10 protein-coding genes are annotated in these 13,075 nt (G+C 48.2%); 9 read left to right on the top strand and 1 reads right to left on the bottom strand.

The genetic code is table 11. From position 1 onward, the window contains the following. Positions 1-7: 7 nt before the first annotated feature. The 6 genes from FS818_RS20640 to nagZ all read left to right on the top strand — a co-directional run bounded on the left by FS818_RS20640 (position 8) and on the right by nagZ (position 6,762). Complete coding sequence (locus tag FS818_RS20640; RefSeq protein WP_145334232.1) at positions 8-928, top strand: carbohydrate ABC transporter permease; 921 nt, start codon at positions 8-10, stop codon at positions 926-928. A gap of 39 nt (positions 929-967) precedes the next feature. Continuing rightward, positions 968-1,801 (top strand): carbohydrate ABC transporter permease, encoded by an 834-nt coding sequence (locus FS818_RS20635; RefSeq protein ID WP_145334230.1) that lies wholly within the window; start codon positions 968-970, stop codon positions 1,799-1,801. Positions 1,802-1,855: 54 nt separating this feature from the next. Beyond that, a complete protein-coding gene (locus FS818_RS20630; RefSeq protein WP_145334228.1) occupies positions 1,856-2,965 on the top strand; it encodes an ABC transporter ATP-binding protein in 1,110 nt (369 codons plus the stop codon). 76 nt (positions 2,966-3,041) lie between these two features. After that, complete coding sequence (locus tag FS818_RS20625) at positions 3,042-3,755, top strand: hypothetical protein (protein WP_145334225.1); 714 nt, start codon at positions 3,042-3,044, stop codon at positions 3,753-3,755. Further along, positions 3,752-4,924: an exo-beta-N-acetylmuramidase NamZ family protein gene (locus tag FS818_RS20620; protein ID WP_145334223.1), complete on the top strand. Its 1,173-nt coding sequence runs from the start codon at positions 3,752-3,754 to the stop codon at positions 4,922-4,924. Before FS818_RS20625 ends, FS818_RS20620 begins: the two co-directional genes overlap by 4 nt. Before the next feature lie 101 nt (positions 4,925-5,025). After that, on the top strand, positions 5,026-6,762 hold the full coding sequence (gene nagZ, locus FS818_RS20615; RefSeq protein WP_260989927.1) for a beta-N-acetylhexosaminidase: 1,737 nt from the start codon (positions 5,026-5,028) through the stop codon (positions 6,760-6,762). 962 nt (positions 6,763-7,724) lie between these two features. Here the strand turns inward: nagZ and FS818_RS20605 are convergent. Beyond that, a complete protein-coding gene (locus tag FS818_RS20605) occupies positions 7,725-8,975 on the bottom strand; it encodes a serine hydrolase domain-containing protein (protein ID WP_397351800.1) in 1,251 nt (416 codons plus the stop codon). Between FS818_RS20605 and FS818_RS28955 the strand changes: the two genes are divergently transcribed. The 3 genes from FS818_RS28955 (at position 8,962) to FS818_RS20595 (ending at position 12,964) form a co-directional block, all read left to right on the top strand. Further along, positions 8,962-9,132 (top strand): hypothetical protein, encoded by a 171-nt coding sequence (locus FS818_RS28955; RefSeq protein ID WP_186375559.1) that lies wholly within the window; start codon positions 8,962-8,964, stop codon positions 9,130-9,132. The two genes, FS818_RS20605 and FS818_RS28955, sit on opposite strands and share 14 nt — an antisense overlap. A gap of 302 nt (positions 9,133-9,434) precedes the next feature. Further along, the gene (locus FS818_RS20600; protein WP_186375558.1) at positions 9,435-11,408 is read left to right on the top strand and encodes a methyl-accepting chemotaxis protein; all 1,974 of its coding nucleotides are present in this window, start codon (positions 9,435-9,437) and stop codon (positions 11,406-11,408) included. 290 nt (positions 11,409-11,698) lie between these two features. Then, positions 11,699-12,964 carry a DUF2087 domain-containing protein gene (locus FS818_RS20595; RefSeq protein ID WP_145334214.1) on the top strand — a complete coding sequence of 422 codons (1,266 nt, stop codon included), beginning with the start codon at positions 11,699-11,701 and terminating at the stop codon, positions 12,962-12,964. Positions 12,965-13,075: the final 111 nt, after the last annotated feature.

Genomic DNA, 13,075 nt, shown 5'->3' with positions numbered 1-13,075 from the left:
ATTCGCCATGCAGACCGCCCTTGCGCCGGAGCCTGCACCCCGGCATTCCCGGGTTGTCCGGTTCTGGCGAGATTACGGGTGGGCGTATTTGTTTATTTTGGCGCCTGTCCTGCTGTTTCTCGTTTTTACACTGTACCCCGTATTAACAGCTCTTGTTATGAGCTTTCAGAAATACAACATCATGAACTCCACGTGGGTGGGACTGGACAATTACGAACGTCTGGTGAAGGACGAAACCTTCTGGAAGTCGATTAAAAATACCGTCATTTTTACACTTGGAACAGTACCGGTCAACATCCTGATTACATTTGTGCTCTCGTATTTTATCTTCCAGATGAAAAGCAAATGGCAGACATTCTTTAAGGCCACGCTTTATCTGCCTGCTGTAGCATCGGGAGTGACGATCTCGATCGTGTGGCTCGCCATTTTTGACCCGACGGATTCGGGACTACTCAATCGCTTCCTGGGCTTTTTCGGCCTTGACCCGGTCATCTGGCTTGGTCAGTCAGGGACAGCCCTCTTTTCTCTAATCTTGATGAATTGGCTTGGTTCCCACGGTGCAGGCATCATTCTGTATCTTGCAGCTATGGGAGGTATCCCGAAATCGCTGTATGAGGCTGCCGATATCGATCATGCGAGCGGATGGACACAATTCAGCAAGATTACATGGCCCCTTTTGAAACCAACGACGCTCTACTTGCTTGTAACTGGTGTCATTACGTCCTTTCAAGTGTTTATTTCTGTATACCTGATGACCCAAGGCGGGCCAAACTTTGCGACGACTACGATTGCTTATTTAATTTATGAGACTGCCTTTAAGTTCTACGAGTTTGGATTAGCCTCGGCACAATCCTTTGTACTGGCAGTCATCATTATTGTCATATCCGTGATTCAATTCAAATATTTCTCCAGTGATATCGAGTATTAATTAAGGCTTTCATTAGGCATCCGGGGGGTGAATACACGTATGAATTCAACACGAAAAAAGATGTTGCTTGTTATAGCGTCTGTTTTGCTCGCTGGCTGGGCACTAATTACGATTATTCCGATGTACTGGATGCTCGTCGGATCGGTGCAGGACACAACGATGTCAGCTTCGTTTAAGCCACAGATGATACCCGAGCAGCTGTCCATGTCGCCGTATGAACGTTTTTTTGCCAAAACGGATGCATGGCGCTGGCTCTATAACTCGTTACTAATCTCCGTTATATTGACGGTCACCAATGTGTTTTTTGCTTCGCTGGCAGGATATGCGTTTGCTAAATTAAAATTCCCGGGCAGTCAGGCCGTGTTCTGGGTGTTGCTTGGAACGATGATGATTCCCGCACAGGTGACGCTGATTCCGCTTTACATTTTGATGGTCAACGTGTTTGATCTGGGGGATACGTACACAGCGATCATCCTTCCCGCAGCAGTCAGTGTAGGCAATATCTTTCTTATGAAACAATTTATGTCCACTCTGCCGACTTCACTCATTCACGCCGCTCGAATTGATGCGTGCAGTGAGTTCGGTATCTTCTGGAAGGTCATTCTACCTATGGCAAAGCCAGGCATAGCAGTGCTCGCGATTTTTACTTTTGTTGCCTCGTGGAATGAATTTTTCTGGCCTTTCCTGATCACCAATTCGAATGAGATGCGCACGGTGCAGGTCGGACTCGCATCCTTTGTTTTTGCTGAATCCACCGACTTCGGTGCCATGATGGCTGGAGCCACGATTGGTGCATTGCCGATGATCATTCTGTTCTTCTCATTGCAACGTTACTTCTTGCAGGGCATCACGATTGGAGCCGTGAAGGGATAATCATTGCAACATTTGCAAGTACATCAGGTGACAATGTAAAAGGGGGATTAACCTATGGCACGCGTGGAGTTTCGCCAAGTGCGCAAAGAGTTCAAAGACGACCATAAAGGAACGTTCACGGCAGTCGCCGGTTCGGACTTTGTAATAGAAGATAAGGAATTTGTCGTGTTTGTTGGACCTTCGGGATGCGGTAAAACAACCTCACTGCGAATGATCGCAGGGCTTGAGAAACAGACCAGTGGGGACATCGTGATCGGGAATCGGATTGTGAATGATTTGCACCCCAAGGATCGGGATATCGCCATGGTCTTTCAGGATTATGCCTTGTATCCACATATGACCATTCGGGAGAATCTGTCCTTTGGTCTGAAAAATCTGAAGAAACCCAAAGCCTATATCGATGAGCAAGTACAGAATGCTGCTTCGATCCTGGGCCTGGAGGCTATGCTGGAGCGCAAGCCGCGCGAATTGTCAGGAGGACAGCGCCAGCGTGTCGCTGTGGGACGGGCGATTGTGCGTGATCCGCAGGTCTTTCTGTTCGATGAGCCGCTCTCCAATCTGGATGCCAAGCTACGTGTTCAGATGCGTGTAGAGCTTGGTGAATTGCATAAAAGATTGGGCGCGACGATTGTTTATGTTACACATGACCAGGTCGAGGCTATGACGCTTGGGGAGCGCATTGTAGTGATGAATCATGGGGACATTCAACAGGTTGCATCACCGAAGGATCTCTATGCCAGCCCGCGCAATATGTTTGTGGCTGGTTTCATCGGCTCGCCAGCCATGAACTTCATTGATGCCCATATCGAAGGTACGCAAGTGAAGGTGGAGGGCACATCCTTCACGTTATCAGCTGATGTGCTAGAGCGATTAAGCAACTATCAGGGAAAACGAGTCATCCTTGGACTGCGTCCAGAGCATATTTTTGGTGACGACGTGGCACCCAATATTCCGCAAGATCACATGCTTCAAGCACGTGTTCAGGTGGTGGAGCATCTGGGGTCGGAAAATTTGATCTATTTCCGTCTCGGAAGCCGGACGGTGACAGCCAAGGTTCATCCTGAGACCCATGCATATGTAGGTATGGATAAGACCTTTGTGCTGGATATGCGCAAAGCGCATTTTTTTGACCCGGAGACGGAGATGGCGATTGGACGGGAATAGAAGCTCCGGCATGATGGAGCGCATCCAAGCTTTTAACGAATAACGGCTTTCACAAAATACAGGGAGGGGAGCTTTTATGCGTAAACTGAGTGAAGTGGTGGTCAAGTCAGGGATAGAGATCTACCGGGATATTATTCCGGTGGCGCTGTTCAGTGCGGGCAGCTCCGTGCTGCTCATTCCGATTCTCATGTTTGCGCCGATACCTGTTGCCGTGCTGCTACTTGCCATCATCTATATGCCGCTCTTGTTCGGTGTCTGTTACGCAGTGCATCATCGGCTGGAGCGGAAAGAGCGTCGAAACGGGCTGCGTGATATATGGGAAGGTACGGTGAGGGGGGTGCTTCCGGGCGGTGTGACGGGGCTACTGTTTGCACTGCTCGGTTTCATCCTCTGGTCAACCTGGTGGTATTACGGTGGGAAAGGCAACATGACGGGCATGGCAGTAGGCATGTTTCAGACGTTTTTTGTTATCTTGGCATTCATTTCACAGTTCTACACCTGGCAGCTTATGTTGCAAAAAGGAATGGGTATCCTTCAGGCGATGGGAGAGAGTGTGAAGTTGTTCTTCCGTTATCCGGGGTATACGATTGCGGCCTGCTTCCAAGTGGTGTGCCTTAGCGCGCTGCTTATGCTGACGGTTGTGGGATTCGGAGCGTTGTTTGCAGGTATGTTTGCCATCTATCAGCATAAGGCCACAAGTAATCTGATAGAACCTGAAGAAGAGCCTGCATTGTCTCGTGGTAATGATCATCAGCAAGCCGGTTGGGTAAGTGAAGGTCATGTCTCATGAGGGTGAAAACAGGAGCGGATGTGCTGGCTGAGGGAGCTGCACATCCCTGGCTAACTGGTGGTGCACGAATCGGTTTGGTGACGAATCCGACGGGCATCACAGCAGATTTTGTCTCCACGGTGGATGTATGTGCAGGCTTGGTGGATGCCAAGTTGACGGCTTTGTTTGCATGTGAGCACGGGCTAGCTGGAGAGCTGCAGGCGGGAATTCCTTTTCCAGACTCGGAACACCCCCGTTATGGCATCCCGGTATACAGCTTGTACGGTGTACATAAAAAGCCGCAGCTTTACATGCTGGCCGATGTGGATACGGTTCTTTTTGATATTCAGGATGTGGGTGTGAGGTATTATACGTATGCTTCGACGTTAATTCAGATGATGGAGGCGTGTGGCGAAGCGGGAAAACGTCTACTGGTGCTTGATCGCCCCAATCCGCTTGGCGGTGTGGAGGTGGAGGGCGGTTTACTCAAGGCCGGGTTTGAATCTTTTGTAGGAGCCTGGCCTACATCTATTCGTACCGGGATGACGATGGGGGAACTGGCTTTGCTCGTCAACGCCGAGCATCATGTGCCCTGTGAGTTAGAAGTTATGGCGATGGAGGGCTGGCGACGAAGCATGACCTTTACCGAGACGGGGCTGCCTTGGATGATGCCTTCGCCTAATATGCCAACGGTAGATACCGTGCGTTCTTATGCGGGAACGTGTCTATTGGAAGGTACGAATGTATCGGAAGGTCGAGGCACGACGAGGCCATTTGAATGGCTGGGTGCCCCATGGATCGATGGCCAGCAGCTAGCGGATGCGATGCGGTCTCATGGATTGGGCGGGGTGCATTTCCACCCGGTGTATATGACACCGGCCTTTTCCAAACATGCAGGAGAACGATGTGGGGGTGTAAGGCTTTTTGTCACAGAAGAAAAGGAATTCCGTTCCGTTGAAACAGGTTTGTGGCTTTTGCATGAGATAGCCTTTCGATACCCTGAACAGTTTGAGTGGCTTGAACCTCCACGTAAGGGCTCCCGATATTTTATTGATTTACTTACTGGAGGGAGAGAGGTTCGCGAGATCATTGGAGACGGTGGTGGTTTATTTCGTTTAATGGATGCTTGGCGTGAGCAGGAGAAGATGTGGCGGGAACGCCGCAGACCCTATTTGCTATACGATGAATGACGGGCCTGATGAGCAGGCAGGGATGGATGAAGAGTAGCATGGCAGACAGGGATGCTGCTCTTTGGCACGAGGGTTTGAGGTTCATGGGAGGAGGACACGTAATGCTAATGCGTAGCTTGAAGGACAGGGTGAAGCAAAGAATCGGACAGATGACCTTAAGAGATAAGATCGGGCAGATGCTGTTATGCGGATTTCATGGAACGGAGCCGGAAGGCGAGATAGAGAAGCTGCTTGGGGATTACCCGATTGGCGGCATCGTTTATTTTGCGAGGAATGTGGTTTCGCCTGAACAGGTAGAGCGGCTATCCGGCGGTTTGCAGAATATTGCGCAAGCAAGTGGCAATGTACCTCTCTGGATTGCTATTGACCAGGAAGGCGGCATGGTGGCTCGAATTACGCAGGGTGTTGCTTTAATGCCAGGGCCTATGGCCATTGCGGCAGCTGGATCGGTACAAGACGCTTATGAGGCAGCCCACATTAGTGGAATGGAACTACAATCGATAGGCATTAATATGAACTTTGCTCCTGTGCTTGACGTGAATAACAATGCGAGCAACCCGGTCATTGGCGTGCGTTCCTTCGGGGAAACAGCCGAAGCTGTTGCCGAATTTGGAGTAGCGACGATTGCTGGCTTTCAGCAAGCAGGTATCGCTGCAACCGCCAAACATTTTCCCGGCCATGGAGATACGGATACGGATTCCCATCTGGATCTTCCTGTGATTACACATGACAGAACGCGGGTGGATCAGGTGGAGCTTGTGCCATTTCGTGCAGCCATCGCAGAGGGTGTGGACGCGATGATGTCTGCTCACATTTATTTTCCGGCACTGGAGCCAGAGCGTCTGCCAGTGACATTATCCCATTCTGTTTTGACTGGACTGCTACGTAAGGAGCTCGGATATGAGGGGGTGATCTTGACGGACTGTATGGAGATGAAGGCGATCGCTACTCACTACGGCACGGTCGATGCGGCAGTGATGGCGGTTGAAGCTGGAGCGGATATGGTACTGATCAGTCATACGGCACAGTTACAGGTGGGAGCTTTTGAAGCATTGATGAATGCGGTGAAAAGTGGGCGTATCAGTGAGCGGCGGATTGATGAGTCCGTTAGACGTTTGCTGACATATAAAATGAAGCGTGGGCTGATGAATGTGGAGATGGGGCTAGAGAGCGGCACGGCAGTAGAGATATCTGCCGGTATGAGCAGGAAATCTGGTGTGGATGATTACCATATGACCCCGGCGGTTGTTCGCGATTCCATGAATGCAAATCAGCCATTTGCCGAGCCGTTTCAACGTAATAGTCCACAGCATCAGGAGGTAGCCCGGCGAATCAGTGAGAAGAGCATTACATTAATTCGGGATGCACAACATATGTTGCCGCTCAAACAAGAGCGAACACTTGTCATTACGGTTGCCGCAGAAGTGACAAGCATTGCTGATGAACGGTTGGATGGAGGGGCAACACTAGGAGGGGCTTTGTCTGCTCAAGGTCTGGAAGTGGTGGATATGAGGGTAGCGGCGGATGAAATTGCGCTTTCCTCGGCTCGTCTGCTTCAAGCCGCAGAAGCGGTGGATGTGAGGCAGATTGTGATCGGCACTTATAATGCAGGTAGCCCTTCTGGTGACCCGCAATGTCGGTTGATCGGCTGGCTTCAGCAACTTGGCAAACCGCTGGCTGTAACCGCACTTCGCAGTCCGTACGACCTACAGAAGTTGCCGGATGTGCGGACTTATATTGCGGCATATGAGAGCCGGCCTCTCGCGATGAGTAGTGCAGCGAAAGCGATGATGGGACAGATTCCGTTCAAGGGTGAGCTTCCTGTCACGATTGAATAAATAGATGCAGGTTCAGTAGATTTACAGGTAGAGAATAAAGGTATATGAGGCTACTATGAAGCAATATAAAGAGATATAAAGATATATGAAGCGGTATGACGATATATGAAGAAATATAAATATATATGAAGATATATAAATATATATGACTCAATATTACGAAATAAGAAGAAATATGACGTAATATGAGGGGAATCAACATAGCTGAAACTGAAATTTTTAAGGATATGAGGGATGAACTGGTGTCTCCTCACACAGCCGATATAACAACGAGATATAAGAATAACAAAAGGACCGAAGCTTTTTATGCTTCGGCCCTTTGCGTGGTTGCATACGCCTATTATTGTACATGCAGTAAGCATTATGAATGATAACCAAACCGTAACCGATTCTAGTGACCACGAATGATGATATTGGGTTCATTTTGATGGTGGCTAAAATCTAACGATCCCCAGAAACGTTATTTGGGTGATATTAGCCGGTTTTATATTCTAACGATCACAGGAAAGCTTATTTATAGGAATTGATGCGAAAATGGGCTTTGATCATGTGTTTTTGGAGAAATAAGGTTACTGGTGATCGTTACAATTTCTGAAGGGTGATTATCGCTCAAATAAGCTCATCTGAGATCGTTAGAATAAACAGGGGGTGGGTGAAGACTGTGTAGCCAACCCAAACCTCACTCCAGACCTCACCCCAAACCTCATCCCAAACCGTAATCTTCAACTCTACCTAACTCTAACCCCAATCAACCCGCAACCCAATCTCAGCTACTCCTTGACCTCAACCTACTCTAGCCCCAAACCGCCAACGCCAATCAGAGCACCAACCACTAACCAAAACGCAACAGGCACGCACCACAAGGCACAAACCACAAAACGCACAACACAAACCACAAACTTCTAACCTCGCTGAATCGTTGGCTCCTTACGGCCACGTTATGATGCTTCCAGCGACCGACTCTATTGCAAAGCTTTGGCCGTTCGTGCCTCTACATCACTTAGCAGTGTGGTCATATCCATGCCTGCATGATTACCGAGCAGGATAATGGTAATATCATCGGATAAATTACGTGAAAATGCTGTGGAAAATCCGCCGCCGCTTCCATTATGGAAGACGGTGCGTTTTGTTCCATTTTCCTTGAGAATCCAGGCATAGCCGTAATTTTTATTGGAATAGGGCTTATACATCGTTTCAATCGTTTCCTGACTGAGAATCTGGTCAGTGTACAGTGCCCGATCCCATTTCAGCAGATCATCCACGGTCGAATAGATCGTACCTGACCCGGATTGTGAAACATAATAAGGCGCAGGTGTCCATCCTTTTCCCTGCTGGACAAATCCACTGTTCGTATGCACTTTGCGGGATGCTTCTCCTGAATCCTGCATGCCGAGCGGACCCAGAATGGTTTGTTGAACATAGTCTGCATAACTCATGCCAGATACCTGTTCCACAACGTACGCAAGCAGCACGTAACCGCTATTGCTGTACAGGTAGGCACTGCCGGGTTCGAACTTCAACGTTTTGTGGCGAATCTCTTCTACCGTTTTTTCAAGTGTATCGCCTTCCCCGCGACCAAAGGCCGACGGCAGACCTGACGTTTGGGATAGTAACATATGCAGGGTAATCTGATCTCCCTTCGGGATGCCCGAAATATAGGTGGAGATTGGATCTTGAATATCCAACTTACCTGCTTCTGCGAGACTCAAAATGGAAGCCGCAGTGAATGACTTGCTTAAGGAGGCGATACGGGTCTTCTGGTCCGGACGATTCATTGTCTGTTCGTCAGCAAGACCATACCCCTGTTTGAGCAAGACTTCGCCGTCTCGTGCAATCAGAGCCATCCCCGGATAGTTGATCTCGCGCAGATATGTGTCTACGCTAGCCACTTCAGGATTTAACACGCTGACCTGGTCAGTCGTTATACCAACATTCATCTGGCCTGAAGGCGTTCGCTGGACTTGGATATCGGCCTTCAAAGCATTCGCCAGGGTCCGGACAGGAATCATTAATGTGCCGTTAATGGTGCGTGAATTCACTGGAGAGGCGAGAGAAACCTGGTTTACTTTAATAGATTTGCTTCCGGCTTGATGCACCAGCTTGTCCCTGCCAACGGTTATTGTAGCTGTGTTGGTACGAGCATCCCACTTCAAATTCCCTTTAACAGATTGGACTACATCTCGTAAGGGGACGAATGTTGTGCCTTTTAGAATAAGCGGAGCGTTGTTCCAGAATTGCGGCTCTCCGTTGACTTCAATATGGACGGCCTGCGTAGTCTGCGATGCAGAAACAGTGGTGTTGTTAGATAGCCCGAATATCGGGCCTGCACATAGAATGAATGCGAGTAAAATACGTAGCGTGGATGAATAGCGACGACTAGATACAGATTGTTGCTTGTGAAACTTGCCTAAGATTTGAGCCCTCTCCTTCCAAGTGTCTCTTATTAAACCATTATATAAATATTGTAAACGATCCCAACAAGGGGGTCAAAAAGAGAGTATATCCAAGTAATAGGATCAGATCATTAAAAATGCGATTATTTAATATGGATACATAATGTTTCGCGGCGAACTTTCCGATAAAAAGAGTTGAACTTAATGATGGGAGATAGATAGATAATGAGAAAAGGGCTTCAAAAAAGGCTTCAAAAAAAGCCTCAAGCAGGGAAAAAAATGAAGGGACGGTTTCAATCCTGGTATACGTTGACTGTAAAAAAACGGCTGATTGCCGCATTCCTTTTATTCCTGATCGTTCCCAGTCTTAGTGTAGGGTGGCTTGCTTATCTTAAGGCAGCAGATCAGGTTAAAATGGAGATTACTCGTTCTGCACAGGCCAAAACGGAAATGCTTAGTCTGCAGATTGATCAGATGCTCAATATGGAGAAGGACAACGCTGCACAGATGGCATCGGGTATTACATCCGAAGACATTATTAACAAGTCCCCTGCGCTTCAAGCTCAGATGGATCGAATGTCCAAAAACCATAAAGAACTAGGTGTACTTACAGCTGGAGCGGAGGATGGAAGCTGGATGAAATCCCCTGATGCCGGAAACCAGATCTATGATCCTCGTGAACGTCCATGGTACAAAATGGCGATGTCGCAATCGGAGCCAGTCATCTCAGATACCTATCAGTCTTCAACGACAGGGGAATGGGTGGTGACGGCAGCAGCCAAGCTTGCGGACGGACAAGGCGTTTTTGGCGCCAATGTAAGCTTGAATCATCTGAAGGAGACGGTGGACCAGATCCATATCGGCAAAGCAGGGAAACTGTATATGCTGGATAATGGCGGAAAGTTTCTATTCCATTACAAGATTGAATCCGGTACTCAGTCTGATCAAAGTTACATTAACGAAATGTATACGAAAGATCGGGGAACCGTGAATTATACATATGATGGTCAACCGATGGAGGCTGTATTTTACACAAATACGGCCACGGGCTGGAAAATTGTAGGCGAGATGATTCCCTCCGAAGCGGCAGAGTCCGTACAACCGATTATGATTCGTGCGATTACACTTGTAGGCGTAGCAATTATAGTAGGTATTGTGCTGTTGATCTTTATTATCCGTAGCATTCATCGTCCGTTGCAGCAGCTAACGCAAGCGGCATCTCAAGTAAGTGCGGGGGACCTGACGGTTCGCGTAGGCCTGCGGCGCAAGGATGAGTTCGGTCAGCTTGGTGATAGTTTTGATATGATGACAACTTCACTGCGTAATGTCCTGGGCGAGGTGCATGATACATCGAGTCAACTGGCAGCGTCATCCGAAGAGTTGATGGCAAGCTCCGAGCAGACCTCCAAAGCAACAGAGCAGGTGGCCGAGTTGATGCAAGATGCAGCTGCAGGAACAACGATGCAGAATGAAAGTCTTGCAGCGACAGAGCAGCTTGTCGGTGAGATGTCGCTTGGCGTGAAGGAGATCTCTGCAAGAGCCGGAGACGCAGAGCGTATTGCGATTGAAGCATCCTCCAAATCGGAAACGGGTATGGTCACGATGCAGGAGGCCGTATCCCATATAAAGCAAGTGAATGATGAGAGCAAGGCTGTGGAGGATGTTATCGAAGATCTGCGAGCGAAAAATGATGAAATTCTGGAGATTGTAGCGGAGATTACAGCCATTGCCAAACAGACGAACATTCTGGCACTGAATGCTTCCATTGAGGCTTCGAGAGCGGGCGAGCATGGCCGGGGATTTGCCGTGGTTGCGAACGAAGTGAAATTGCTTGCGAACAGCTCAGGCGCTTCGGCAGAGCGGATCAATGAGCTTATGCGCGAGATGCATGAGAAGACTCATGCTGTTCAGTCTACCTTCGCACGCACAGGTGAAGGTATGATGAGAAGCTCGCAGATGATCGCTGAGGCTGGAGAAGCCTTTCAGACGATTCGTGATGCGGTTCAAACTGTTGCAGCTCAGGCCAAAGAGGCGGCTACAGCTTCCCGTCAGATCGATCAAGGAATGGGACATGTGAACAAAGCTGTAAACGAAACGATGGTACTCTCTAACCGGATTGCTGCGGGCACCGAGGATGGCTCGGCGGCGGCTCAGGAGCAGCTTGCTACAATGGAGGAGGTTGCGGCATCTTCAGCGGCCTTGTCTCGCATGGCAGAGGATCTGCAGAGCATGATTGAACGATTCAAATTATAATGTAAAGAGTATGAAGTGGGTATGAAGGCTGTCGGGGTGATGAACCGGCAGTCTTTTTTCTTTTTTGCAGGAGATTGGACTATGTTTGAGGCATCTGACCCGCCCAGTTGGTTTGACAATAAACAAACATAATAATATTATATCTATAAATAAACAAACAAATTAACAAAAATAAGAAATGAGATTTATTTAATTAAATTCCCCGTATGAATCAATACAGATTAACCTGGAACTCCAAATAACTCACAAATCAAAATACATTAGATGGATTAGAGAAAGGACGGCGAAGGATGAAAGCCTCGGATTCAAGATTGCAGACAGCCTCTCTCGAAGAGATTAAACGCGGATATGTAGAGGAAGGAACGGCCTATTTTTGTATTTGTTGCGGTTTTACAACAGAACCAGGGATTGTTTACCCCGAAGAAGGCGTGCTCTATGATGCGGTTCGTTACATGCGTGTTCATATTGAGAAGGTCCATGGGTCGGTATTTGAATATTTGCTGGAGCTGGATAAAAGTGTGACAGGATTGTCGGATGTACAGCGAGGTCTGCTGGCCCAGTTCTATGAAGGGAAAAAGGATGCAGAAGTGCAACAGGCTCTGGGCATCGGCAGTGCGTCTACCATTCGAAACCATCGATTCGTTTTGAAGGAAAAGGAGAGGCAGGCCAAAATATTTCTGGCGTTAATGGAACTGTTGAAAAATAAAGACCTGCATGCTCCGGCAACATGGGTGTCGCCCATTATGAAACAAGGGCATACGATTCATCAGCATTCCTTTGAAATATCGGAAGAGGAACAGAAACAGGTGTTACACAAATATTTCCCGGAAGGTACAAGTGGCCCAATGACTACGTTCCATATGCAGCAAAAACATAAGTATATCGTGCTTGCAGAGATTGCCAAACGTTTTGAATCCCGGCGTCAGTACACCGAAAAACAAGTGAACGCACTCTTGGAGAAGGTACATGCTGACTATGTCGAGATTCGGAGATATCTGGTGGATTATGGTCTGTTAGAGCGAAAGGAGGATGGCAGCCAGTACTGGCTGGGTCGTGTAGCAGAGGAACAAGGGAACGGTAGAGGGGATGGGAAACAGACGAAAGGATCATCAGCAAAGTTGGCAGATAACTCGTCTGCCCCAGCCATGGAGCAGCAAGTTTCAGAAGAAAGAACAAGTAAAGGAGAGAAGAGCATGGATCGACGCAAAGAGTTACAGGAACAAGCCAAAGAAGTCAAAATAGAAGCAGGCGTATATCAAATTCGGAATGAACGAAACGGCAAAGTATACATCGACAGCACGCCTAATCTGAAGACCATTAACGGACAGCAATTTATGCTGCAGATGGGAAGCCATCTGAATCGACGTTTACAGGCAGAGTGGAATGAATACGGTGAGAGTGCATTTACGATTGAAGTATTGGAAGTCATGAAAAAGGATGATAATCCCTATGCCGATCCGAAGGATGCGCTTGCCAAATGTTTGGAAAGCTGGTTCGAGAAGCTGGAGCCTTACGGAGATCGTGGATACCACGGGGAGCAAAAACCGTCGAATTAGTAGGTGAATAGAGTTCAATTTCAGTATTGAACACTACGAACTTAACATTTTAATATTGGAAAATAACTAGATTCTCCTGCTTCATGACCAGACGATTAGCACCTAACGGGC

This window comes from Paenibacillus xylanexedens (assembly GCF_007680605.1).
Classification (GTDB): domain Bacteria; phylum Bacillota; class Bacilli; order Paenibacillales; family Paenibacillaceae; genus Paenibacillus; species Paenibacillus xylanexedens_B.
This window is presented reverse-complemented; position numbering and strand designations above follow the sequence as displayed.